Here is a 25523-nt window from a genome sequence, read left to right on the forward strand (position 1 = left end):
ATCCAGAAAACTGCCACTTATCTAATGTGGGAGCGGGCTTGCTCGCGAAGGCGGCCTTTCAGTCAACATTATTGTTGACTGGCAGACCGCTTTCGCGAGCAAGCCCGCTCCCACAGTTTGGATCAACGCCGTTTGCTGCCACCGAGCAACGACCCCATCAAGCCGCGCACCAGTTGTTTACCCAGATTGTTGGCCGCCTGACGCATGGCTGACTTCAACGCCTGCCCCGCCGCCGTGCCCAGAAACTCTCCGGCACGATCAGCCAGGCTCGGCTCTTCGGCTGCCGGCTTACCCGCTGGCGCATCCGCCTCCGGCGCCAGATCCTTGCGGCCCATCAGGATTTCATATGCCGACTCACGATCGATCGGTTTGTCATAACGCCCCTTGAACGGCGACCCGGCGATCAGCATCGTGCGTTCGGTTTCGCTCAACGGCCCGATCCGCGACTGTGGCGGCGCCACCAGCACCCGCTGGACCATCTCCGGCGTGCCTTTTTCCTGCAGCGTCCCGACCAGTGCTTCACCGATGCCCAGCTCGGTCAGTACCGACAAGGTGTCGAACGCCGGATTCGGCCGGAAGCCATCGGCTACCGCTCGCAGGGATTTCTGTTCCTTGGCAGTGAACGCACGCAAGCCGTGCTGAATCCGCAGGCCAAGTTGCGCGAGCACGTCATCCGGCAGGTCGCCCGGCGACTGGGTGACGAAATACACGCCGACACCTTTCGAGCGGATCAGCCGCACCACCTGTTCCAGACGCTCCTGCAACGCCTTGGGCGTATCGCCGAACAACAAATGCGCTTCATCGAAGAACAGCGCCAGCAGCGGTTTGTCGGCATCGCCGCGCTCCGGCAATTGCTCGAAAAGCTCGGCCAGCAGCCACAGCAGGAACGTCGCGTAGACCTTCGGTGCCTCATGCACCAGACGGCTGGCATCGAGCAAATGAATCCGCCCACGACCATCGGCGGCCGGTTGCAGAATGTCTTCGAGTTGCAGCGCCGGTTCGCCGAACAACGCTTCAGCGCCCTGCTGCTCCAGGGTCGCCAGCCGGCGCAACAGTGCCTGGCTGGAACCGGTGGTCATCAGCGCCGCGTCTTCGCCGAGCAGCTGCGGGTTGTCCTTGAGGTGATTGAGCAGCGCCTTGAGGTCTTTCAGATCCAGCAGCAACAGGCCCTCGCGATCGGCCACTTTAAACGCCGCGTACAGCGCCGACTGCTGGCTGTCGGTCAGTTCCAGCAGGCTGCCGATCAGCAGCGGGCCCATTTCACTCAAAGTCGTGCGCAACGGATGACCGGATTTCCCGTGAATATCCCACAGCGTCACCGGATAAGCCTGCGGTTTGTGGTCGAGCCAGGGCATCCCGGCGATGCGCTCGGCGACTTTGCCCTGCGGATTGCCAGCAGCGCCCAGGCCGCACAGGTCGCCTTTGATGTCGGCGGCGAATACCGCGACCCCGGCGTCACTGAATGCTTCGGCAAGGCGTTGCAAAGTCACGGTCTTGCCGGTCCCGGTCGCACCGGCGATCAGCCCGTGGCGGTTGGCCAGGCGCATGGCCTGAGCAATCGGTTGCCCCGCCAGATCGGCGCCGATAACGAGTTGCGATGTGTCAGGCATTTTGTCACCTATGGTTAATCTTTAATCCGCTGTGGCCGATAGATAAGGGCGAGAACCTGACTGAAAAGTCGGTCGGACATTTCCCTAAGGAGAGTCGGAAATATCAGTTTGTTTCACCCTTGCCCATATTGCGCGTCTTTATAAAAGCACGCCCAGGACATTAAGACCTTAGCGGAACCCCAAGCCATGAACAAAAACCTGCGCTTCAGCCATAAAATTTTGCTTGCCGCCGCCCTCATCGTCATCGCCGCTTTCGCCTCGTTCACGCTGTACAACGACTGGCTGCAACGCAACGCGATCCGCGATGACCTGAACAACTATCTCAACGAGATGGGCGAAGTCACCGCCGATAACATCCAGACCTGGCTCAACGGGCGCATTCTGCTGGTCGAGAACGCCGCCCAGAATATTGCCATCAATCCGGACCCGGCCAACGTCGCCAGCCTGCTGGAACAGAAATCCCTGACCTCGACGTTTATGGCCACTTACCTGGGTGATGCCACCGGTCACTTCACCATCCGTCCGGACGTGAAGATGCCGGACGGTTTCGATCCTCGGGTGCGCCCTTGGTATAAAGGGGCCGAGAGCAGCAGCGCGTCGACCCTGACCGAACCGTACATCGACGCCGCCACCGGCCAGTTGATAATCTCCATCGCCACCGCCTCGAAAAAGGCCGGCCAGAGCGTTGGCGTGGTCGGCGGTGACCTGAGCCTGCAAACCCTGGTCGACACCCTCACCGCCCGGGACTTCTCCGGCATGGGCTACGCCTTCCTGGTCAGCGCCGACGGCAAGATCCTCGTGCACCCGGACAAGGCACTGGTGATGAAATCACTCAAAGAAGCCTATCCGCAGGACACCCCGCGCATCAGCAGCGACTTCAGTGAAATCACCGTCGATGGCAAGACCCGCATCGTCAGCTTCGCGCCGATCAAAGGCCTGCCGTCGGTCAACTGGTACATCGGGCTGTCGGTGGACAAGGACAAAGCCTTCTCGATGCTCAGTGAGTTCCGCACCTCGGCGGTGATTGCCACGGTGATTGCGGTGGTGATCATCATCGCGTTGCTGGGCATGCTGATTCGCCTGCTGATCCAGCCACTGCACGTCATGACCCGCGCCATGGAAGACATCGCCGACGGCGAAGGCGACCTGACCAAGCGCCTGACCATCGTCAATAACGATGAGTTTGGCGTGCTGGGTACCGCGTTCAACCGTTTCGTCGAGCGTATTCACGGTTCGATCCGCGAAGTGTCGTCGGCCACCGGCCAGGTCAACGAGGTCGCACTGCGCGTGGTCGCGGCGTCCAACTCGTCGATGTACAACTCCGACCAGCAAGCCTCGCGCACCAGCAGCGTCGCCGCCGCGATCAATCAACTGGGCGCCGCCGCCCAGGAAATCGCCCGCAACGCCGCGCAAGCCTCGAACCAGGCCAGTGACGCCCGCGGCCTCGCCGAAGACGGCCAGCAAGTGGTGGATCGCAGCATCAAGGCGATGAATCAACTGTCGAGCATGCTCAGCGCCTCCAGCAGCAACATCGAGTCGCTGAACAGCAAAACCGTGAACATCGGGCAGATCCTCGAAGTGATCACCAGCATCTCCCAGCAGACCAATCTGCTGGCGCTCAATGCCGCCATCGAAGCGGCGCGTGCCGGTGAGGCCGGACGCGGTTTTGCCGTGGTCGCCGACGAAGTGCGCAACCTGGCGCACCGCACTCAGGAATCGGCGCAGCAGGTGCAAACCATGATCGAGGAGCTGCAAGTCGGCGCCCGTGAATCGGTGAGCACCATGAGCGACAGCCAGCGCCACAGCCAGGACAGCGTGGAAATCGCCAACCTCGCCGGCGAACGCCTCAACAGCGTGACCCAGCGTATCGGCGAAATCGACGGGATGAACCAGTCGGTGGCAACAGCGACCGAGGAGCAGACCGCGGTGGTGGAATCCATCAACGTCGACATCACCGAGATCAATACGCTGAACCAGGAAGGCGTCGAGAACCTGCAGGCGACGTTGCGCGCCTGTTCGGATCTGGAGCAGCAGGCTTCGCGCCTGAAGCAGCTGGTCGGTAGCTTCCGCATCTAAGATCAAAAGCCTCCCCCCTCACCCCAACCCTCTCCCCCCAAGGGGCGAGGGGAAAGGGAGCCGATCTTCAAGCTTTTCAAGACCTGAGTTCGACTCCGACTTTCAGGTCGATGTATCAAGCCAAAACACCACGGTCAGTCCCCTCTCCCTCAGGGAGAGGGTTAGGGTGAGGGCCGTTTCAGCTCTACCGCGTATTCCCGACCGAACATCTATTCTGGATGAAGGTCAACCAAGGGAGTGGAACGCAGCGGAGGGTTGATCACTGTGCATATCGCCGACATCACCATGTTCTACGCCCCGGCCAGCGGCGGCGTACGCACCTATCTGGACGCCAAGCATCGTCGGCTGGGCGTCAAACCGGGCATTCGCCACAGCCTGCTGATCCCTGGCGCGCACTTGAGTGAACACGATGGCGTCTACACGGTGCCCGCACCTGCCCTGCCCTTCGGCAAGGGTTATCGCTTCCCCGTGCGTCTCGCCCCTTGGCGCAACGTCCTGCAGGATCTGCAGCCAGATCTGATCGAAGTCGGCGACCCGTACCTCACCGCGTGGGCGGCGCTGGATGCACGGCGCCAGCTGGATGTACCGGTGATCGGCTTTTATCACTCGGACCTGCCGCTACTGGTCGGCAATCGCATGGGCCATTGGGTCACGCCGAACGTCGAGGCGTACGTCACCAAGCTCTATGGCAACTTCGATCGAGTGCTGGCGCCCAGCCAGGTGATGGCCGACAAGCTCACCGGTTTGGGGGTGCGCAATGTATTCGTGCAGCCATTGGGCGTGGATCTGCAAACCTTTCACCCTGACGCCCGCGACAACGGCCTGCGCGCCGAACTGGGAATTGCCGAAGACACGCGCCTGCTGATCTTTGCCGGGCGCGGTTCCAAAGAGAAGAACCTGCCGGTGCTGCTCAAATGCATGCAGCGCCTCGGCCCACGCTATCACCTGCTGCTGGTTGGCTCATCGATGCCGGCCGTGGTCCCGGACAATGTCAGCGTGATCGACGGGTTCTGTCCCGCCGCCACCGTGGCCCGGTTGATGGCCAGCGCCGACGCCCTGATCCATGCCGGTGACCAGGAAACCTTCGGCCTGGTGATCCTTGAAGCCATGGCCTGCGGGATTCCGGTGGTCGCCGTGGCGGCCGGGGCGTTTGAAGAGATCGTCACCGAAGACTGCGGCTTGCTTTGTGCGCCGAACAACCCGCAAGCCATGGCCAATGCCGTGCGCGAGCTGTTCAGTCGCGGCTGTGTGAAACTCGGCCAACAGGCGCGGCAACACGTCGAACGGCGTTATTCCTGGGACAGTGTGGTCGACAGCTTGCTCGGTCACTATCACGCGGTGCTCGGTCACTCGCTGCCAAGGGTGGCCAATGGCTGATTCCTTGAATGACCGCGCAGTGCTGCTGGTGCTGCACGACGTGGCACCGTCGACGTGGGCGGATTATCGGCCATTTGTCGAGGCGGTCGACGCAATGGGCGGCGTGCCGATGACCTGGCTGGTCGTTCCGGATTTCCATGGCCACGACGCGCTTGAGGATCATCCCGCGTTTTGCCGAATGCTCGGCGAGCGGCTGGCCCGTGGCGATGAACTGGCCTTGCACGGCTATTACCATGACGACCGCGAGCCAGCGCCAGCCACACCCCGCGACTGGTTCATGCGCCGAATCTACACCCACGAAGGGGAGTTTTATCGCCTGTCCCGCGAAGCCGCCCTGGCGCGACTGCGCGACGGCATCGAACTGTTCCGGCGCAATGGCTGGCCGTTGCACGGCTTCGTCGCCCCGGCCTGGTTGATGAGCGAGGGCACGCGCCAGGCCCTTCGCGAAACACCATTGAGCTACACCAGCGACCCGCAACATTTTTATCAATTACCGGATTTCACCGCCATCAACGCCCCGGGTCTGGTGTGGAGTGCGCGCAGCGCCTGGCGCCGGGGTCTGTCAAAACTCGTCAGCGACCAACGCGAACAGCAATGGCGCGACGCGCCGGTGATTCGTCTAGGCTTGCACCCGGTAGACATGCGCCACGCCTTCGCACGTGATTACTGGCTACGAACCCTTGAACGGCTGCTGGCAGAAGGACGCACGCCCATGACCAAAATCGACTGGCTCACCGAGCACCGCGGGCGAATGGAGCGCGCTGCATGAGTCGCGGCATTGTGTTGTTGATCGGCCTGCTCGCTGCTGTACTGATCCCGGTGTTGCTCGGCGGCGGCGAGATCGGTGCGCGCCTGCAAAATTTCCCCCTGCAATGGCTGCTGATCATGTTCGGCATGATTCTGCTCTGTTGGGGCATCAACACCCTGCGTCTGCGCCTGCTGCTGGGTGATCAGCGCGATCGGGTCACGCCGCTGAAAAGTCTCGGCGTGGTCATGGCCGCCGAGTTCGCCTACTGCGCCACCCCCGGCGGCAGTGGCGGACCGCTGACGATCATGGCGTTGCTGGCGCGCTGCGGCGTACGCCCGGCCCGTGGCAGCGCAGTGTTTGCCATGGATCAGTTGAGCGATCTGCTGTTCTTTCTCTGCGCCCTGAGCGGCATCCTGATTTACGCGTTGTTTCAGCATCTCAGTGACCGCTTGGAGTGGTTGCTGATGGTCAGCGCCGTGTCGCTGTTCGGTGGGCTGTTCAGTTGCGTGCTGCTGGCGCGCTACCACCGCCGCCTGATCCTTCTGAGCGGACGCCTGCTTGCCCGCCTCAACGTGCAACCGGCCACGCGTCGGCGCTGGGCGCGCAAGCTGCTGCATTTTCTCGACGCGTTTATCGACACCCTCAAGTTGCCGTGGCAAACCCTGGTCAAGGTGTTCGCCCTGACCTGCATGCACTGGCTGCTACGCTACAGCGTGTTGTATCTGGCCCTGCGCGGACTGGGCGCGGATCTGCAGTGGGCCTGGAGTTTTCTGGTGCAGATGCTATCGCTGGGGGCTGGTCAAATGAGCCTGTTGCCCGGTGGTGCGGGCGCCGCAGAGCTGACCTCGGCGGCGCTGCTGGCGCCGATGGTCGGCAAATCCACTGCGGCGGCAGCGATTCTGATCTGGCGGGTGGTGACGTTCTATTTCTATCTGGTGGTGGGCGGCCCGGTGTTTCTATTGATGCTGGGGCGGCCGCTGCTCAAGAAGCTGTTGAAGATCAGGCAGGCTTCTCAGGTTCGTCCGCCTGCTCCTTGAGCTGCTCCCACAGCTCGGCGGCGCCGGGAAACTCGGTGCCGTCTTCCGGGCTCAGGTCCTCCGGGTCGTAGCGGCTCAAACAGCCCTCCCCCAGGGTGGCCGGCGCTTTCGAAGTGGCTTTGTCCAATGGGTCGCTCACGGGCAGTTCCTCAAGGGCTGAAACGAAAAAAGGGCCTGGGACGATTGAACGCCCAGGCCCTTCTTTATTCAAGTACGCGCAGGTTCGATCAGAACACCACGGTCTTGTTGCCGTGCACCAGCACACGGTCTTCGAGGTGATAACGCAAGCCTCGGGCCAACACCATCTTCTCGACGTCACGGCCGAAACGCACCATGTCTTCGATGCTGTCGCTGTGGCTGACACGCACCACGTCCTGCTCGATGATCGGACCGGCGTCCAGCTCTTCGGTCACGTAGTGGCAAGTCGCGCCGATCAGCTTCACGCCGCGAAGCGACGCCTGATGGTACGGCTTGGCGCCGACGAACGACGGCAGGAAGCTGTGGTGAATGTTGATCACCTTGTGCGCGTATTCGCGGCACAGCGCCGGCGGCAGGATCTGCATGTAGCGCGCCAGCACCACGACTTCGGCATCGTGCTGTTTGACCAGACGCGAGACTTCGGCGAACGCCGGCTCCTTGTCCTGCGGATTGACCGGGACATGGTAATAAGGAATGCCGTGCCACTCGACCATGCTGCGCAGGTCATTGTGGTTGGAAATCACGCAGGAGATTTCGCAATCGAGCTCGTCGCTGTGCCAGCGGTGCAGCAAGTCGGCCAGGCAGTGGGATTCGCGGCTGGCCATCAGCACCACGCGTTTCTTCTGCTCGGTGTCGGTGATGCGCCAGTCCATCGAGAACTCTTCGGCGATCGGCGCAAACTTCTCGCGCAGCACTTCAATACCGAACGGCAGCGAATCGGCGCGGATCTCGTGACGCATGAAGAACCAGCCGTTCTGATTATCCGAGTGGTGGCTCGCTTCGGTGATCCAGCCGTTGTGGGATGCCAGAAAGTTACTGACTTTGGCAACGATGCCAACGCGGTCAGGGCAGGAAATCACCAACCGAAAGGTGCGCATGGGGGGAAAACTCCAGAACTTCGCAAAGGCGGCCATTCTAGCGACTGTGCGCGGAAACTGCAGTATTGATGACCACATGTCCGCAGGCAGGCCCGATTCGCGGCGTCTGAAGCCACGCGCGGCGAAACCATAGTCCTGCAGTGAAGCTGTTCGGCCAGATAATTGTGAATATTCGTGATGACTGCATCACATTATTTAAATGACCATTCAATTTACCGGTTATTCCTTGCAACTAATTCAAATAAAAAAACCGGTTAAATGTTTACTTGATGAAACAGCCTGACTATTATTGCGGCACTGTCCCCTGCCATTCAACACATCTGCATAAGGTAGTTACCATGTCCTTGATCAACGAATATCGCGCCACCGAAGAAGCAATCAAAGAGCTGCAAGCGCGTTTGAAGAACCTGTCGCAAGACGACAAACTGCAAGCCGAGCTGGAATTCGAAGGCAAACTGCGTACCCTGATGGGCGAATACTCCAAGTCCCTGCGCGACATCATCGCCCTGCTGGATCCGGAATCGAAAACCAAAGGCACCCGTGGCGCCGCAGTAAAAACTACCGGCACCAAGCGCGCGCGCAAAGTTAAACAATACAAAAACCCGCATAACGGCGAAGTCATCGAAACCAAAGGTGGCAACCACAAGACTCTGAAAGAGTGGAAAGCCAAGTGGGGCGGTGACGTGGTTGAAGGCTGGGCTACCCTGCTGGGCTAAGCCGCAACGCCTGTCGCAGACTGATTCTGCGGCCCATGAAAAACGCCAGCATACGCTGGCGTTTTTTTATGCCCGGCATTTCATGGGCACACTATGTTCGATTTCAAAGATTCAAACGTTTGCGCAATGCCTGGACATAATTCTGCCACTCATTGAGCACTTGATTCTGTATCGGCGTAGCACTAAGCGCCCATTGCTGCGCGGCCTCGGCAAAAGATTGCAGGGTATTAGGCGCGCCCATTTGCGGCTCGGACAAACGCTGCTGACAGAATATTCTCCAGCGTTCTTGCTCCTCGAAATTCAACGTGTCGGGAAAGTTGCGTGCGCGATATCGAAAGAGTAATTCCGGCAGACGTTCATCATCGAACGGCCAGTGCTCTTGCGCTAATTGCGCCGGATCCGCCGTTCTCACTTGCTCGCATAGACGCCGATCGCGATCACCGATAAATCCATCGTACAACTGCTGTTCCGGATCTTCGCTGGGCGTGAAGTCTTCGCTGGCGTAAACCGCCGCGACTTTATCTTTCCAAACTTGTTGTGCGTCACTTAGCCGCAGTGCACGTGCCTGATACAGCGCCATGTCCAGGCCCAGACGCTGCTGATCGTCGGCACGCAACACCGACAACGGCGCCACCACCGGGCAGCGATTGATGTGAATCAGTTTCAGCGGCACCGGCAGTTCACCCTCGGCGAGGTCGTCGCGGCGGGTGTACAGGCGCCGGCGCAGGGTTTCGGCGTCCAGGTCCAGCAAGCCTTGCGGATCAAGGTGCAGGTCACAGACGATCAGCGCATTGCGATTACGCGGATGCCAGGCCAACGGCAGCACCACACCGACATAGTGCCGCGCCGCCGAGAAGCGTCCGGAGATATGCACCAGCGGTTGCAGCAGACGAATCTGATCCATGACCTTCTGTTTGCTGCGCAGTTGAAACAGCCAGTCATACAACTTCGGCTGTTTCTCGCGGATCAACCGCGCCAGCGCAATGGTGGCGCGCACGTCCGAGAGCGCTTCGTGCGCATGCCCATGGTCGATGTGGTTGGCCGCCGTCAGGCGTTCGAGCTTGAGGGTGACCTTGCCTTCGTCGTCGGTCGGCCAGACCAGGCCATCCGGGCGCAACGCATACGCGGCGCGCACCACATCGATCAGGTCCCAGCGACTGTTGCCGCCCTGCCATTCGCGGGCATACGGGTCGAAGAAGTTGCGGTACAGGCTGTAGCGGGTCATCTCGTCGTCGAAACGCAAGGTGTTGTAACCCGCACCGCAAGTGCCGGGCGCCGCCAGTTGCGCGTGTACGCGGGTCATGAAGTCGGCTTCGCTCAAACCCTGTTCGGCGAGACAGCTCGGGGTGATACCGGTAATGGCGCACGCCGCCGGGTGCGGCAGGATGTCTTCGCTGGGCTGGCAGTAGAGGTTGACCGGTTCGTCGATTTCATTGAGGTCGTGGTCGGTGCGAATCCCGGCGACCTGCAGCGGACGGTCGTTGCGCGGATTGATGCCGGTGGTCTCGTAGTCGTACCAGAAGATTGAAGTCACGGGCGGTTCCTGAACTGAAGATCGGCAAAGTCTAGGCGTTGAACCGCGGTCGCGGCCAGCGCTGTGTCATTCAACCACCGCGCATCACACGATGTGCAATACATAGTTATGTCGTTTTCCCCCAAGAGGCTGCTAGCATCGGACCGACTTCGCATCCCGATCCGGCCCCATCAGGTAGCCCATGCTCGAGAACACAGCACTGCCACGGAAAGCACCGCTGAACCCGCCACTCGATACCCGCTATCAAGTGGAAACCCCGGAGGGCATCGACCTGCCGTTGCGCCCGGCCGGTCTGATGGTGCGCAGCCTCGCCTTCGGTATCGACCTGGGCATTCGCGGGGCCATCCTCGGCGTGCTGTTTCTGCTGCTGGCGTTTCTCGGCCAGCTCGGCATGGGTCTGGGTTCGCTGCTGCTGTTTGCCGTCAGCTGGTGGTACATGGTGCTGTTCGAAGTGTTGCGTCAGGGCCGTTCGCCGGGCAAGCAATGGATGGGCCTGCGGGTGATCCACGATGACGGCACACCGATCGGCTGGTCGGCCTCGCTGCTGCGCAACCTGCTGCGTTTTGTCGACCTGCTGCCGTTCGGTTATTTCCTCGGCGCCATCAGTTGCCTGCAACACCCGACCTTCAAGCGCCTGGGCGACATCGCAGCCGGCACCCTGGTGGTCTACAGCGAACGCGCCCTGCTCCGCCCGCAGTTACCTGACGCCCAGCCACGCAGCTCGCCCGTGCCGCTCAACCTCGGCGAACAACGCGCCTTGCTCGCCTTCGCCGAACGTCAGGCTGAACTGTCGCCGGCGCGGGTCAATGAGCTGGCCGCGCTGCTCGCCCAACCGCTGCACATCTCGGCGCCCAAAGCGGTCAGCGAACTCAACGGTATCGCCTGCGGCTTGTTGGGGCCGACATGAAGCAGAGTCTTTTCGAAACTCGCCACAAGGCCGAATGGGAGCGCTTCACCCTGGCCCTCGAACGCCTCGAACATGGCAAGGACACCTCGCAGGCAGCCAGTTTCCCCAAGGCTTATCGACGCCTCTGCCAGCATCTGGCGCTGGCACAGGCGCGTGGCTACAGCAGTTTTCTGATCGACTCGCTGCAACAACTGGTGTTGCGCGGCCACCAGCAGCTGTATCGGCACCGCAGTCGATTCGGCGCCAACCTCCTGGGTTTCATCCTCGCTGACTTTCCTCGACTGGTGCGTGCCGAATGGCCGTTTGTGCTGGCCGCTGGTCTGGTGTTTTTCGGCAGCCTGATCGGCTTTGCCTTGCTGGTGTATGCCTTTCCCGAACTGATCTACAACCTGATCCCCGCCGAACAGGTGCGCGACATGCAGAGCATGTACGACCCGGTGGCCGGGCACCTCGGGCGCTCGGCCGAACGGGCGGCCAGCGAAGACTGGGTGATGTTCGGCTATTACGTGATGCACAACATTGGCATCGCCTTTCAGACTTTCGCCAGCGGTTTGCTGCTGGGCGTCGGTAGCGCGTTCTTCCTGTTCTATAACGGCTTGATCATCGGCGCGGTGGCCGGGCACCTGACCGAAATCGGTTTTGGCCAGACGTTCTGGTCGTTCGTGATCGGCCACGGCGCCTTCGAGCTGAGCGCCATTGCCCTGGCGGGCGCGGCGGGGCTAAAGCTCGGCTGGGCAGTGATCGCACCGGGGCGGCTGACCCGTGGTGAAGCGCTGGTGCAGGCGGCGCGCAAAAGCGTGCTGCTGGTGTGTGGGGTCATGCTGTTCCTACTGATCGCAGCGTTCATCGAAGCGTATTGGTCGTCGAAGACCGGGGTCACACCGCCGATCAAATATGCGGTCGGTGCCGCATTGTGGCTCGCAGTAGCGGCCTATCTGCTGTTCGCCGGAAGGACACGCCATGCGCCTGAGTGATGCCACCGTGGCGATCCGTCCGCGCAGCACCTGGGAAGCCATGGACCTTGGCGTGCTCATGAGCCAGCAGCATCGACGCCTGCTGATGACCAGTTGGGCCATCGTCACCCTGCCGCTGTTCGCGGTGCTGACGTTGTTGCTATGGGATTCGCCGTCGCTGGCAGTATTCATTTTCTGGTGGCTGAAACCAGCCTACGAACGCCTGCCGCTGTACATCCTGTCCAAAGCCCTGTTCGGCGAAACACCGACACTGAAACAGGCCCTGCGCGAATTTCCTCGACTGCTCAAACTACAATGGCTGGCCAGCCTGACCTGGCGCCGGCTGAGCCTGAGTCGCAGCTTCCTGCTGCCGGTGGTGCAACTCGAAGGCCTCGACGGCACCGCTCGCCAGCAACGCTTGCAAGTGTTGCTGCAACGCAATGCCGGCGCCGCGCAATGGCTGACGATCATCGGCATGCATCTGGAGACCGCACTGTGGATCGGCCTGATGGTGCTGTTCTATATGCTGCTGCCACAGCAGATCGAAACCGACTGGGACTGGCAATCGCTGATCCTCGACGCCGATCACCACTGGCGTTGGCTGGAGCACCTGACCAACGCCTTCTACGCGCTGGTGCTGGTGGTCTGGGAACCGATTTATGTCGCCTGCGGTTTCAGCCTGTATTTGAACCGGCGCACCGCACTGGAGGCGTGGGACATCGAGTTGGTGTTCCGCCGTTTGCGCCAACGCCTGAACAGCAGCGCTCTGGGTTTGCTGTTGACGGTCTGTCTTTTGCTGCCGGCGGTGCCACCCGTATGGGCTGCAGCCGATCCCGCCAGCGCACCGGAGGCACCCCGCCTGCTGCACCAACCGCTGACCAGTCAGGCTGCGCACGACAGCATCAAGGCGCTGCTCGAACAACCACCGTTCAAGAACAAGGAAAGCGTGACCCGCTATAGCTTTGGCGACGATCCGGCAGCCCCGGCCGAAGCCAAACCCGGCGAGGCGCCGCAATGGCTGAAAACCCTGCTCGGCTGGCTGGACAGTCAGCGCTTCAATGCGCTGGCCGGCCTGATTGAAGTGTTGTTGTGGGGAGCATTGATCGCCGCTGTGGGCTGGCTGATCTGGCGCTATCGCGAGTTCCTGCGCACCTTCGTCAGTCGCCGGCCGAAGTTGCGCGCCCGCTTCAGGCCACCTGCGCCGCAACAAGCATTTGGCCTGGACCTGAGCCCGCAAACCCTGCCTGACGACATCGCCGCCAGCGCCGAACAACTCTGGCAGACCCAGCCGCGCGCGGCGCTGGGCCTGCTCTATCGCGGCTTGCTCAGCCGTCTGCTGCACGAGTTTGCCCTGACCTTGAAACCCGCCGACACCGAGCATCAGGTGCTGCTGCGGGTCGAGCAATTGCAGCGCCCTGAACTGCTGGCGTTCAGTCGCACCCTGACACAGCACTGGCAGAACATGGCCTATGGGCACCGCGTACCGGCGGCACATCTGCAACAGGAACTGTGTGACGGCTGGCGTGCCCTGTTCGGCTCAGGAGCGCGCGCTTGAACCGGCGCAACGCGTGGCTGCTCGGCGGGCTGATCGTCGCCCTGCTCGCGGCGTTGAGCATTTATCTGTACCTAAAGGCCCGGCCCTATCAGGAAGTGATCGATCACGGCCCCTCGCCCCAGGCACAGGCCAATCCTTATCTGGCGGCAGAACTGTTTTTGCGCGAGCGCGGCCTCAACGTCAGCCACGCCGAAACGCTGGCGGTGCTGCCCGACATCGATCCGCGTCGGCACACCCTGCTGTTGTTCGGCGAACGTTCGCGCATGACCCCGCGGCAGGTCGATCAGGTGTTGAACTGGGCCCGCGCCGGTGGGCGGCTGGTGTTCGTCGCCGAAGCCCTGTGGGATGAGCAGGCCAGACAAAGCGCTGACCTGTTGCTGGACCGGGTGCAGTTGCACCAGTCCCTGAGCAAGGATCTCAAGGAGCCGCCGGCGGAGCTGGCGGATGATCCGTACCCGAATCTGACCAAGCTCTACCTGGAAGACGAGGACGCGCCGGCCTACGCCGGTTTCGACACCGCGTTTCATCTGGAAGACCCGAAAAATCTCGCCCAGGCCTGGGCCAACAGCGCCAAGGCCACGCACATGATGCAACTGCCGTACGGCCTCGGTTCGATCACCGTGGTCACCGATGCCGAACTGTGGAAGACCCCGGCCATCAGCAAGCACGACAACGCCTGGCTGCTCTGGTACCTGAGCGCCGACACCGACGTCACGCTGATTTTCAACACCGCACACGACGGTCTGCTGACCTTGCTCTGGCGTTACTTCCCGCAAGCCATCGTCGCTCTGCTGGCACTGATCGGCCTCGGCCTGTGGCACGTTGCTGTGCGCCATGGACCACTGCAGGCACCCGCCCCGAGTGGCCGCCGGCAGTTGCAGGAACACCTGCGCGCCAGTGCCGATTTCATCCTGCGCCACAACGGTCAGCACACGCTGTTGCAAGCTTTGCAACAGGACGTGCTGCGCCGCGCCCGCCGCCGCTATCCCGGCTTCGACCAATTGAACGTGGCCGAGCAATGGCTGGTGCTGTCGCGCCTGACCCGCCAGCCAACCCGCGCCATCAGTCAGGCCCTCAGCCCGGTGCCGAAACAGCGCATGAGCAGCGCTGATTTCAGTCGCCAGGTGGCCCACCTGCAAACCTTGAGGAACACGCTATGAGTGAACAGATCGAGCCCGGCAGCGCCAGCCACGCCGCCCAGCAACGCCAGCGTGCCAGCCAGTTGGCGCAAGCGCTGCGCGGCGAATTGCAGAAGGCCCTGATCGGCCAGAACAGCGTGATCGACGATGTGCTGACCGCGCTGATCGCCGGCGGTCACGTGCTGCTTGAGGGCGTTCCGGGGCTGGGCAAGACCTTGCTGGTGCGGGCGCTGGCGCGCTGCTTCGGCGGCGAGTTCGCGCGCATCCAGTTCACCCCGGACCTGATGCCCAGCGACGTCACCGGCCACGCGGTGTACGACCTGCACACCGAGCAGTTCAAGCTGCGCAAGGGGCCGCTGTTCACCAACCTGCTGCTGGCCGACGAGATCAACCGCGCACCGGCGAAAACCCAGGCGGCGTTGCTCGAAGCGATGCAGGAGCGCCAGGTCACCCTCGAAGGTCGGGCGCTGCCGATCGCCCAGCCGTTCATGGTGCTCGCCACCCAGAATCCGATCGAGCAGGAAGGCACTTATCCACTGCCGGAGGCCGAACTTGACCGCTTCATGCTCAAAGTGCGCATGGACTACCCGGAGGCCGAGCAAGAGCTGAACATGGTGCGTCAGGTCAGCCGCTCGACCCGCGCCGACATGCTCGACGTGCAGCCGTTGCGCACGGTCCTGCAAGCCAAGGACGTGCAGGCCTTGCAACGCATCGCCAGTGACCTGCCGATCGACGATCAGGTGCTCGATTACGCGGTGCGACTGGCGCGCAGCACCCGCTCCTGGCCCGGCCTGACCCTCGGCGCCGGGCCGCGTGCCTCGATTGCGCTGGTGCGCTGCGCCCGCGCCCGTGCGTTGCTGCGCGGCGGCGAGTTCGTGATTCCCGATGACATCAAGGGTTGCGCGCTCTCGGTGCTGCGCCATCGGGTGCGAGTGGCGCCGGAGCTGGACATCGAAGGTCTGCAGGTCGATCAGGTGCTGCAACAATTGCTCGACCAAGTGCCGGCGCCGCGCCTGTGAAACCGTCACGCCTGCTGCTGATCTGGCTCGCGATTCTGCTGGCCGTCGGCACGCTGCTGGGCACGCTGCAAGCCCTCGACATCGACGTGCCCGCCACGCTGTTGTCGATCAACTGGGGCTTGCTCCTGGCCCTGCTGGTGCTGGCGATCATCGATGCGCTGCGCCTGAACAACCTGCCCTCGCCGCGCATCCAGCGGCAGATGCCCGGCAGCCTGGCACTCGGCCGTTGGAGCGAGGTGCGGCTGCAGCTCAGCCATGACTTCAATGAGCCGGTCGCGGTGGAGATTTTCGACCACGTGCCACAGGGCCTGAGCTTCGAAAACCTGCCGCTGGCGATTGAACTGCAACCCGGGCAATTCAGCGCGGTCGGCTACCGTCTGCGCCCGCTCAAGCGCGGGCACTTCAGCTTCGAACAGTGCGAGATCAACCTGCCCAGCCCGTTCGGTCTGTGGACAGGCAAACGCCTGCTCGCCGTGAGCGGCGAGATCCGCGTCTACCCGGACTTCGCAAAGCTCTACGGTGGGCAGTTGCTGGCGGTGGACAACTGGCTCAGCCAGCTCGGTGTGCGCCAGCGCCAGCGTCGCGGGCAGGGTCAGGAATTTCATCAGTTGCGCGAATTTCGCGAAGGCGACAGCCTGCGCCAGATCGACTGGAAAGCCACCGCCCGCCAGCGCACGCCGATTGCCCGCGAGTATGAAGACGAGCGTGATCAACAGATCATGTTCATGCTCGATTGCGGGCGGCAAATGCGCAGCCAGGATGGCGAGCTGTCGCATTTCGACCATGCGCTGAATGCGTGTCTGCTGCTGAGCCATGTCGCGCTGCGTCAGGGCGATGCCGTGGGGCTGAGCACCTTCGCCGTCGCGCAACCGCGTTTTCTCGCGCCGATCAAGGGTTCCAGTCAGCTCAAGGTCCTGCTCAACGCCGTTTATGATCTGGACAGCAGTCAGCGTCCTGCCGACTATTCAACCGCGACCAGCCAACTGTTGGCCCGGCAGAAACGCCGGGCGCTGATCGTGCTGCTGACCAACCTGCGTGACGAGGACACCGAAGACCTGCTCGCCAGCGTCAAACGTCTGAGCCAGCAACATCAAGTACTGGTGGTCAGCCTGCGCGAGGAAGCCCTCGACCGCCTGCGCAATGCCCCGGTACAAACACTGCCCGAAGCACTGGCCTATTGCGGCACGGTGGATTACCTCAATGCCCGGGCCGAGCTGCATGAGCAGTTGAATGCTCATGCAGTTCAGGTGCTGGATGTGCGCCCTGACGAATTGAGCATAAGGCTCGTCAATCGTTACCTGGACTGGAAGCGCGCAGGGGTTATTTAGGGTTGCCGGATTACCAGTACAGATGCAGAGGCCTTTTCAGGTTGACCAACGGGGTTTCGAACTTCCACTTTAAAGCTGACCACACCCGGCTCATGAGCCCAGTACTCCGCGATGATCTCTCCGTTGGCTCTTGTGTAGCTTAGCTTGAAGGCTTCGCCGTTCATGCTGAAATAGAACTCTCGCCCGGACAATGGCTGGCCGGAAACACTTGAAACCACGGTGCCTCTGAACTGCGCAACCGAGCCCGCGTCAATCGGATTTTTCAATTCGCGCAAATCCCTGATCGTGGCATGGTCAGGATGCGAAGCAGGATCCAACACTTTGATGTTCAGATTCAGGCTGCTTTCGACTTCCGCCAGGATGCTGGCCGTAAGCGTTATGTCACCGATTACCATGGGTACGGCCATCAGATACGCTTTGCCATCCACCTGCGTCACGGAAGGTGCAATGATCTGTGAACCAAGGCTCCAGGAAACGGACGCTTGCTCAAACGGCCCCCCGGAATGTCGACCTTTGACAAGGGCCCATATTGGTAATGTTTCTCCCTGATAGACGCTCAATGCATCCGAGTGTAACTCCACCAGTACCGGCTCATCTTCCATGACTTCGACCCACGACTGAGCAGAATCCCAGCCGCCCAAACCACCACGCACCATGGCCTCCAGAACACCACTACGCGATGGCAATTTAAACGTTGTCCGTGCTCTGCCTTGGGCGTCGCTCTGAGCACTGGCAATCGTTGCTCCCGGCAGATTCCACATGACTTCAATACCTGCGAGAGGCAGGCCGGTCAATGCCGAAATCACTGTAGCCATCGCCTCGACTTCCTCAGTGGGGTATCCCTGCGCAGGCACCACCACGACGTCGACAATTTCGCGGGGGACACTCAGCGAATACGAGATCGAGATGGACTCCGAATAAACCGCATCCCCCACCGTAGCCGTCAATACCGCCGCGCCCGGCGTCTGCGGTTTGAAGCGCACAGTGGCGACACCATAAAAGTCGGTCAGACTGGTGACCGTCCCCAGATCCGCGTTGCGCCAGGTCACCAATACCCCGGCGATACCTTGACCGGAAACGGACGACACCACTTTTACCTGCTCGACCAGTTCCTGCTCCCATTCCACCACTTGCTGAACGCTACTACTGGTGAGGAGTTTCCACACCTGCACCCCCGCCCCCAGCGACATCGCATTGGCCGGTGACAGGCTGGCGAGGCGCTCCGCTCCCAGGCGCAGCGCGAAGCCACCGTCCTTGAGGTCGGCGCAACGCAGGGAATAACGCAAACCGATTGCCGAGGGCAGGCGTGATGCGCCGAGCGCAGGTTCGAAACTCAGACCCAGTTCCGCAGGGCCGGTGCCGGTCAAGCCCAAGGTCAGTTCCTGGTCGAACAACGGGCTGCCATCCGGAAGCAGTACTTCGATGGCATGTGAGCCATTGCGGCGCGGAAAGTACGTGTGACTGCCCCATGGATGGTCATCATGCCCATCGAAACGCACCCGCACATCCTCCCAAGGGTTACGGGCAAGCGCCGTAAAGGACAGGGCACGTTGCTCTTCATAGCCATCGAACGGGCTGTGCACATTGGCCACGACGTTCTGCTGACCGTGACTGCTCGGCACCAGGCCAAACCCGGACCAGCCCAGTTCGTCGCTGACGACGCTGTCTGAACTGTCAGCGGATTTCCACTGCACCGCCACCTGCGCCACCGCTTGCCCGGTGAATGCCGAAACCACCCTGACCCAGCTCCAGGCTTTATCCTTGCCGATGACGGCGTCAACCGCTGACTCACGCCAGTCTTCGATTCGCAGCTTGTTGTGAGCGAGCTGCATCGGATTGGTGCTCATGGAGCGATCCAGGGCAGACAAGAAAAGCCCCACACTAAAGGCGCCGGAGACCTTGCTCGAGGTGAAATCCAGACTCCAGCCAACACCACCGTCACTGATTTTTTGAGCTTGATCGAGTGGCGGTTCAATGCTCGCTTCCAGGTCATCAGCCGGGGTGCCTTGCCACACCAGCGTTGCCTGCAAACCCACCAGCGGGCTCAAGGCATTGGGCAGATAGCGCAAGGTGTGCGTGGCCCCGATGCAAGGAAACATTCTCTGACTGGCGTTTGTCGCAGTCACCTGATCCAGCATCAACGTCAGTTCATCCATAAGCTCTGTGGAGATCAGCCGACCGAACAACTCCCGGGGCGCGGTAAGTCCGGGGCTGCTCAAGGTCAGGCTGAACAGGCTGCTGGTACTCGACGCGACCTGCGAACTGAAGCGCCATTCCAGCCCCGATGGCTCAAGCATCAGCGGCTTGCCGATATCCGAGACGGTCAAGCCGATCCCCGGCGGCTCGCCACGCCATTGCAGCGTGATCATCTGTCCAATCAGCGAGCTGCCGGGCGTGGGTTGTATCCGCAGGGTGTGCGGGTCTCCGCGCCAGCACAGCAAGCCCAATTCGGTCAGGTCAACCTCATTGCCGTCAAACAGGATGTTGATTTTGCTTTTCCAGGGACTGCTCTGCAGTGCCTTGACCGCAAACGGTCGCTCTACTGGCACCGCTTCGTCATGCGCCCGCACGCGGGCGGTCACCACCAGCTCACCGTCGCGGCTCGGTTGATACAACACGCTGGCCCAGCCACCGATCCCCGATCGGGTGGCAATCGTGCCTTCGGGAGTCTGCCAGTCCACCTGTGCATTGTTGACCGGATCGCCGTTGCCGCCGGTGACCATATGCACCACCTGCACCCGCAACAGAACACTTTCGCCCTCGTCCACCACGGGAAATTTGTTGGCCTCCTGAACGTCGCCAATGCGCACCAGATTGCGCGCCAGTGACATCGGTTTTCTGCTGGAGGGCAACAGCAGCTTCGAACACAGCAACTGCAAGTGGAAGCGACCGTCGAGTTTGTCCTGGCAGATCAACTCCCAGTTCAGGTCTGTTGTGCCTACAGGTATTGAGGCTTCCAGCTCCGGGCGCAATTGCACGCCCAACTGTGCGGCGCTGTCGCCATCCCAACGCAGTGCCATCGTGGAACCACGTAACACTTCAGGCACCCGAACGCTCAGTTGATAGGTCGAGCCACGGTTGGGATAGCCGGTCTTCTGCGCCCAGGGCAAGGCGTTGCTGTCTACCACCGCCAGAACGTCCTTCCATGGATCGGTTGCCAGCGCCTGAACGTCCAGCATCGTGGTTTCCACCCCACTGGCATAGTAGGGGCTTGCCACCGAAGCCTGGATAGCACGTTTTCCAGCAGCCGTTGGCAGATACTCGAAATACGCCCAGCCCTCGGCGTCGGTCGGTGTCGTGCTCAGCACCCCCAGCCCTTCGGTGGTCCAGGTCACCGTGCGCCCGGCCAGAAACTGACCGGTGTACCAGGAGGCCACTCGCACCCCCAGACGCACCGATTGCGTCAACTCCAGCACCGGGAAATACGCGGCCTCCAGCACCTCACGGAACACCAGCCGGTGATGCCCCAGCGAGACCTGCATCGAATACGGCTCGGCGGTGTACTGGTTCACCAGTTGCACCGTGAACAGGTAAGGATCCTGAGCACCGATCAGCGGACACTGCAGCATCCACGGTGAGTCCAGCGGTTGATCGACGCCCCAGTCAGGCGTTGCGATAACCGCGCCTTGTGGATTGTCATCGCTCACCAATGCAGCTTTGGTGTGCAGCCAGGGGCTGTCGGGGTCGGGTACGAACGCAAGCTGGTGCTGGAAGCTGCCGTCCGCGCCCAGGCAGAGGTGAACCAGCTTGCCGGATGACGATTGCTCCGCGTCCACCTTCACCGTCTGCATCCGCGCGGGCTCAAGTTCCACGCCCAGGCGAATGCGGGTGACCAAGACCAGAGAGTTATAGTCCTCGGGATCAGCATTACCCGGAGCGACCACTGTGACGCGAATCTTGTCCTGGCGCTGCAACGGCAGATCGAGCTCGGCGTTGTACTTGAGCGGTCTGAATTCCAGCGGCAACCCTTGAGTGATCCGTGCCTGGTCCTCTTCAAGGTTACGAGGGCTGCCGGGCGGCAACGGGATTTCTCTAAGGGTGGCTCCACTGTCATCAGTGAATATCATGCGGCCCGCTTCGGTATGCCGCGTTTCATACAGGAAACTCAGCACATACCTGGCTCCGGCGCTCGGCGTTACAGGTACGGTCATTTCCTGAAAGGCAGAGGCAAGGTTTGCTACTGAAAGCATCCTGATCTGTGTGCCTTCGTACGGCTCGCCCACGACCGTAACCCAGCGGCTGTTAACCGGCCCCTTTTCCCAATGGCTCAAGGCCTCACGGAAATCACCATTGAGCACCAGACTGTCATTAGCCTGAATGACGGGTTCAACCATGATGGCCTGCTCCTTTGATATTGCCTGACTGGCGGGACGTGATCGCCCGGGTGACCAGATCTTTGACAGCGAGGGTAAACGTCGGCTCACCGGCCTTGGCCGTGTAGCGGACGCGCAGAATGATGTCGGTGAGTGATTTGAGCATCGGCGCCTGCCGCTCGCTCTGCGGCCAGGGAAAGTGCAATTGCCAGCGCGAGATCGCGCCGGTGTTCTCGAAAGGGTTGAGCAAGCCTTCGTCCGGTTTGCCGGCGTTCATGCCGGTGTCGGCGATCCCCACGGACAAACCGATCTGCTGGCCACTGCGCAGATTGAACAGCACCTCGACCGGCGCCACCTTGCCCGCCGGCTGATGCAGGTACTCGACCGAGCGCGCCGAGCCCTGGGTAGCGGTCATGCTGCCGACCTGCAGCAGCGTCGCCTGTACATCCTGATAAGGTCCGAGCAGTACGGGCAGGTCGACCTCGACCAGATTGAGCAGCCGGCAATACTCCCCCGGGTGATCGCGATCAAATGACAACTGCGTCAGCTGGAACTCCAGCACGCCCTTGTCGATCAACTCGGCCAGCGCCTTGGGCCAGTCGGAGAATCCCGCCTGCGGATCAACCTGGTCATCGAACAGCTGTCGCAACGAAATGGTCTTGACCCGCTCCAGACGGCGCTCATGGCTTTGCAGGTACAGGCGATCCATGCGCAGCAGGTACTCGCGCAAGTGTTCACCGGCAGTCAGTCCATGACGGTTGTCCAGCCAGACCTGCGGCAAGGCCTCAGCGGTTTCGTAATCGCCGGTTTCAGCACTCAATGACGACCGGGCACTCAGGCACAGACTGACCACCGCATCGTAAGCCTGATAGTGCAAGGCCTTGAGCTGGCCCAACAGCCAGCCGAACAATTCTGCGTTGGTCGCGCGTTTCTTCAGGTAGTTGTAGAGCGCCAACGCCTGACCGTTGGCCCGCTGGGTTTGCTCCAGACTCGTTCTGGCGGCATCGAGGGCAAATGTCTGCGCGGTGATCTGCTCGGCGATCGCCCCGACCTCGGCCAGTGCCTGATCTCGTTGCAACTCCCACTCTCTGCGGCGCAGGCGGTAGCTTTCGGTGATGGCTTGTTTATCCGCGTCGATCTGCAACAGCATCGCGCCGATTTCCAGACCGAAAACCACGGCATCGGCGATTTTCTCCGGACGATGGTTACCGTTGGCCAAGCCGAAAATGCTCGGCAGGGACCCCACGACCGCGCCGCCGCTCTTGATCGCGTGCGTCCCGGCATTCATCCATTTGACGGCCTGCAGTTTTTCCATGACCTGATATTCGGCATCGCTGATGTGTTCGTCGTACCAGGCTTTGTATCGATCGGCCCGTTGCTGGGCCATGGCCTGACTCTGGCCGAGAGCCGTGAGGCTGGCTTCAAGCTGGGCAATGGATTGCTCTTGAACCGCGCGGGCGTATTCGCCCAGCTCCTTGAGGTGCTCTTGCTGCAGTTCTTCCTGTTCCGCCCGGTCGCGCTGTTCCAGCAGACGCAATACCTGGCTGCCGTACTCCTGCAGTGTCTGCACGGCGCGCAACGCCGCCTCGTAGCTGACGCGCCAGCGAAAGGCCCCCACCACCAGACGTCCGCCCATCGGCCGTGGCATGCCCACCCCGCCAGCGGCCAGATCGCGCAACAATTGATTGGGATCGGTGGGCGGGCTGAACAGCGGAACGTCCAGTGGCTTGCCGTCCAGGGTCAGGTTGTTGCGCAAGTTGCTCAGGCGCTGCCCCGGCAAGTCGAACAGCTCAAGCAACTGCTCATTGATCGGCAGTTTGAACGACTCGTTCGCCAGCAGGCCCATCAACGGTGACGCTTCGGCGGCTGGAGGAATGTCAGCCAGGGAAAACTGCAGCTCCTGCTCGAACTGCTCAAGCGCCGGGCGGCTCGTGCTCTGGTTCAGCAAGGCCTCTACCGTCTGCGCTTGCCAACGGGTTACTGCCCGGGCGGAAGGCGGCTTGCCCATCAGAAACTGCGCCTGCACGTAACACAGTTTCGCCGCCACCAAGGCATCCCGAGTGAGCTGGCGGTAGTACCAGTCGCCCCACGCCACAAGGTTCTTCACATACTCGGTGAACACCAGAATCTGGTAGTGCTGGGGTGCGGCATAGGCAATCGCGTCCGGATCGGTCGGCAGCAAGGCTTCGACGCCCACATTCCCCACAGCGGCCAAAGGCCGGCAACGCCAGTATTCAGGCCTCGGTGGCGCATTCCCTGGTTTTTCCGGGTCTCGCGAATCTTGCGGATCGAACACGTAATGGGACCAGCTTTGCGCTTCCAGGTAGCGATCCTCGGCCCGCAGACGGGCCGCCACCAGATGCGGCAGATGAAAAAACAGCTCCCAGAAATACAGACCGTTGGCCCCGTCGAACGCCCCGTTCGGCTCGGCGATCGGCCCCGAGGCTGGAGGCGGCTCCGTCAGGAACTGGGTCTCCCAGTCGAGTACGGCATCCACGGAAATATTGCTCAGTTGCACCAGCTCCGGGCCGAACAGCGAGTTCAAGCGCGCGCGCTGCAACATTCCGGGCTGCCTGAAACCGATGAACTGCGCCGCATCCAACGCGTTCTTTTCCAGAGTCGGCGGTACGAAACGGGTGATCTTGGTGAGTAAGACTGTAAAGGTCTTGCTGCCTTGGCCTGTGCCGCTCAAGGTAAATTCGGGCAGACCGGTAAATCCGCCTTTCGCGCGTTGCAGTTTCATCCACTCAGTAGCCCAACCACCCGCGACGGGCTGCTGGCCTTTGGTTTCTGTCGGGTCATCCCCGGCCGGATTGTTCAGCTTCAAGGTAAAATCGATCTCCGCGCCTCCAACCGGAGACCGCGCCCGGCACAGGCCTCTAACCCACAGAAAGTCGTCTGTTCCTACCTCCGAAAACACCGCCTGCAGCCCGTAATAAGCCGTCAGATCCCCCGAGGTCTCACTCTTGATCTCGACCACCGGCTGATTTTTCGGCGTCAGTGCATGCTGCAAGGTCAGGACATCGGTGAAGCGATGACTGGCCAGATATACAAGCCAGCTGCCGTCGTCTTCAGGCAACGGACGAAAGAACACATCACGGGTGGTGCTCACCCTCAGACCCGCCGGGCTGATAAGCAATACGGCCAGGCGACCCTTGGGGTGAATTGCATCGGAAAACGTTGTTGCAATCAGCCGGGAATCAAGGCTCCTGTCGCTGTTGTTGGTGTCCTGATCAGCGCTATACAAGCTCAGCGGTGCCGACCATTCTGCGTTCTGGCTCATGAACGCCAGGTTGATATCCAGTCTGGGGGCCAAATAGCCCTCGCTCCCCTTGATACCCACCGGATCGCGCCACTCAGCCCACACCAGACACAAGCGCCCGCCCCAAAACAGCGGCCGCATATCCAGAACCCTGTTTCCCACCGGAATGTCGACAGGTTGCCATTCACTCCATGCCGCCGGGTTGACCGGATTGCCGGAAGCGGTGAGCTCGATGTCGGCCTTGCGCCAGAAATACTGAAACGGCTGCACCCGCTGCCGGCCGACGAAATAGTAAGTGGCATCGCTTGCCAAGTCGCCATCCAGACAGGCGCTGATGACATCCAGGTTGCAGGTCTGCTCGAATGCCTTGAGGTATTGCTGCGCGGCACGCTGCACCGAATCGCCGGTCAGCCGCGCCTGATTCAAATCATTTTCCAGTGCCTTGAACAGGCGGGTCTTGCGCTGCCGCACGAAGGGGTTGATGAAGTTTTCCGGATAGACCGCGATCAACGCCAGCGCCGCCCAGTCGGGGTAATTGCTGTACAGCTCCCAGAGTTTCAGGTCCTGCGCCGGAAAAGCCTTGTTTTTATAGCCCGGCTCAAGCTTGCGATACGCCGCATGAATGAATTGCTGCGCACAACTGGTCGCCTCGGCGACCCACGAACTTTGCACCGGATAGTTGTCCAGCGGGTCCATGCGCAACAGCTCGAACAGATCCTGCGGCGTTTTCACGAAGGCGTAGCGGGTCCTGGCAGCCTGACCGATGCAGTAATCGACCAGTGCTGCGCGGCGTTTTTCCAACAATGGAGCCAGATTGCGTTGAGTCATGGTCTTGTCCTGCATCCTGAGGTGAACGCTGCGTCAACCAACACG

17 protein-coding genes are annotated in these 25523 nt (G+C 61.4%); 11 read left to right on the plus strand and 6 right to left on the minus strand.

Annotation, left to right across the window (positions count from 1 at the left end; translation table 11 throughout):
• Positions 1 to 122 precede the first annotated feature (122 nt).
• Positions 123 to 1610: a helicase HerA-like domain-containing protein gene (locus tag KCG87_RS21930; RefSeq protein WP_210558825.1), complete on the minus strand. Its 1488-nt coding sequence runs from the start codon at positions 1608 to 1610 to the stop codon at positions 123 to 125.
• A 186-nt stretch (positions 1611 to 1796) separates the two neighbouring features.
• Here KCG87_RS21930 and KCG87_RS21935 point away from each other — a divergent pair, with 186 nt between their 5' ends.
• The 4 genes from KCG87_RS21935 (at position 1797) to KCG87_RS21950 (ending at position 6848) form a co-directional block, all read left to right on the plus strand.
• A complete protein-coding gene (locus KCG87_RS21935) occupies positions 1797 to 3686 on the plus strand; it encodes a methyl-accepting chemotaxis protein (RefSeq protein ID WP_027612519.1) in 1890 nt (629 codons plus the stop codon).
• Positions 3687 to 3971: 285 nt separating this feature from the next.
• A complete protein-coding gene (locus KCG87_RS21940; RefSeq protein WP_210558887.1) occupies positions 3972 to 5063 on the plus strand; it encodes a glycosyltransferase family 1 protein in 1092 nt (363 codons plus the stop codon).
• On the plus strand, positions 5056 to 5832 hold the full coding sequence (locus tag KCG87_RS21945) for a DUF2334 domain-containing protein (RefSeq protein WP_134787190.1): 777 nt from the start codon (positions 5056 to 5058) through the stop codon (positions 5830 to 5832). The genes KCG87_RS21940 and KCG87_RS21945 overlap by 8 nt, the downstream gene beginning before the upstream one ends.
• Positions 5829 to 6848 (plus strand): lysylphosphatidylglycerol synthase transmembrane domain-containing protein, encoded by a 1020-nt coding sequence (locus KCG87_RS21950; protein ID WP_134787191.1) that lies wholly within the window; start codon positions 5829 to 5831, stop codon positions 6846 to 6848. Before KCG87_RS21945 ends, KCG87_RS21950 begins: the two co-directional genes overlap by 4 nt.
• Here the strand turns inward: KCG87_RS21950 and KCG87_RS21955 are convergent.
• Both KCG87_RS21955 and purU read right to left on the minus strand, forming a co-directional pair.
• Complete coding sequence (locus tag KCG87_RS21955) at positions 6811 to 6987, minus strand: hypothetical protein (RefSeq protein WP_167734172.1); 177 nt, start codon at positions 6985 to 6987, stop codon at positions 6811 to 6813. The two genes, KCG87_RS21950 and KCG87_RS21955, sit on opposite strands and share 38 nt — an antisense overlap.
• Positions 6988 to 7075: 88 nt before the next feature.
• The gene (purU, locus tag KCG87_RS21960) at positions 7076 to 7924 is read right to left on the minus strand and encodes a formyltetrahydrofolate deformylase (RefSeq protein WP_003227580.1); all 849 of its coding nucleotides are present in this window, start codon (positions 7922 to 7924) and stop codon (positions 7076 to 7078) included.
• 338 nt (positions 7925 to 8262) lie between these two features.
• Here purU and mvaT point away from each other — a divergent pair, with 338 nt between their 5' ends.
• On the plus strand, positions 8263 to 8640 hold the full coding sequence (mvaT, locus tag KCG87_RS21965; protein ID WP_003227581.1) for a histone-like nucleoid-structuring protein MvaT: 378 nt from the start codon (positions 8263 to 8265) through the stop codon (positions 8638 to 8640).
• Between the two features lie 103 nt (positions 8641 to 8743).
• Here the strand turns inward: mvaT and sbcB are convergent, their stop codons facing one another.
• Positions 8744 to 10174, minus strand: coding sequence for an exodeoxyribonuclease I (gene sbcB / locus KCG87_RS21970; RefSeq protein WP_210558824.1), 1431 nt, complete (start codon positions 10172 to 10174; stop codon positions 8744 to 8746).
• Positions 10175 to 10355: 181 nt separating this feature from the next.
• Here sbcB and KCG87_RS21975 point away from each other — a divergent pair, with 181 nt between their 5' ends.
• Genes KCG87_RS21975 through KCG87_RS22000 form a run of 6 tightly spaced genes read left to right on the plus strand, consistent with a single transcriptional unit; the run spans position 10356 to position 17075 of the window.
• Positions 10356 to 11081 carry an RDD family protein gene (locus KCG87_RS21975; protein ID WP_098965287.1) on the plus strand — a complete coding sequence of 242 codons (726 nt, stop codon included), beginning with the start codon at positions 10356 to 10358 and terminating at the stop codon, positions 11079 to 11081.
• The gene (locus KCG87_RS21980) at positions 11078 to 12055 is read left to right on the plus strand and encodes a stage II sporulation protein M (protein ID WP_210558823.1); all 978 of its coding nucleotides are present in this window, start codon (positions 11078 to 11080) and stop codon (positions 12053 to 12055) included. Before KCG87_RS21975 ends, KCG87_RS21980 begins: the two co-directional genes overlap by 4 nt.
• On the plus strand, positions 12042 to 13589 hold the full coding sequence (locus KCG87_RS21985; protein WP_210558822.1) for a DUF4129 domain-containing protein: 1548 nt from the start codon (positions 12042 to 12044) through the stop codon (positions 13587 to 13589). Before KCG87_RS21980 ends, KCG87_RS21985 begins: the two co-directional genes overlap by 14 nt.
• Complete coding sequence (locus KCG87_RS21990) at positions 13586 to 14749, plus strand: DUF4350 domain-containing protein (protein WP_210558821.1); 1164 nt, start codon at positions 13586 to 13588, stop codon at positions 14747 to 14749. Before KCG87_RS21985 ends, KCG87_RS21990 begins: the two co-directional genes overlap by 4 nt.
• Complete coding sequence (locus tag KCG87_RS21995) at positions 14746 to 15747, plus strand: MoxR family ATPase (RefSeq protein WP_007965902.1); 1002 nt, start codon at positions 14746 to 14748, stop codon at positions 15745 to 15747. Before KCG87_RS21990 ends, KCG87_RS21995 begins: the two co-directional genes overlap by 4 nt.
• A complete protein-coding gene (locus KCG87_RS22000; protein ID WP_210558820.1) occupies positions 15744 to 17075 on the plus strand; it encodes a DUF58 domain-containing protein in 1332 nt (443 codons plus the stop codon). Before KCG87_RS21995 ends, KCG87_RS22000 begins: the two co-directional genes overlap by 4 nt.
• Here the strand turns inward: KCG87_RS22000 and KCG87_RS22005 are convergent.
• Positions 17072 to 21409: a hypothetical protein gene (locus KCG87_RS22005; RefSeq protein WP_210558819.1), complete on the minus strand. Its 4338-nt coding sequence runs from the start codon at positions 21407 to 21409 to the stop codon at positions 17072 to 17074. The two genes, KCG87_RS22000 and KCG87_RS22005, sit on opposite strands and share 4 nt — an antisense overlap.
• Positions 21402 to 25478 (minus strand): neuraminidase-like domain-containing protein, encoded by a 4077-nt coding sequence (locus KCG87_RS22010; RefSeq protein ID WP_210558818.1) that lies wholly within the window; start codon positions 25476 to 25478, stop codon positions 21402 to 21404. Before KCG87_RS22010 ends, KCG87_RS22005 begins: the two co-directional genes overlap by 8 nt.
• Positions 25479 to 25523: the final 45 nt, after the last annotated feature.

Source organism: Pseudomonas sp. MWU347 (assembly GCF_017947305.1).
Classification (GTDB): domain Bacteria; phylum Pseudomonadota; class Gammaproteobacteria; order Pseudomonadales; family Pseudomonadaceae; genus Aquipseudomonas; species Aquipseudomonas putida_A.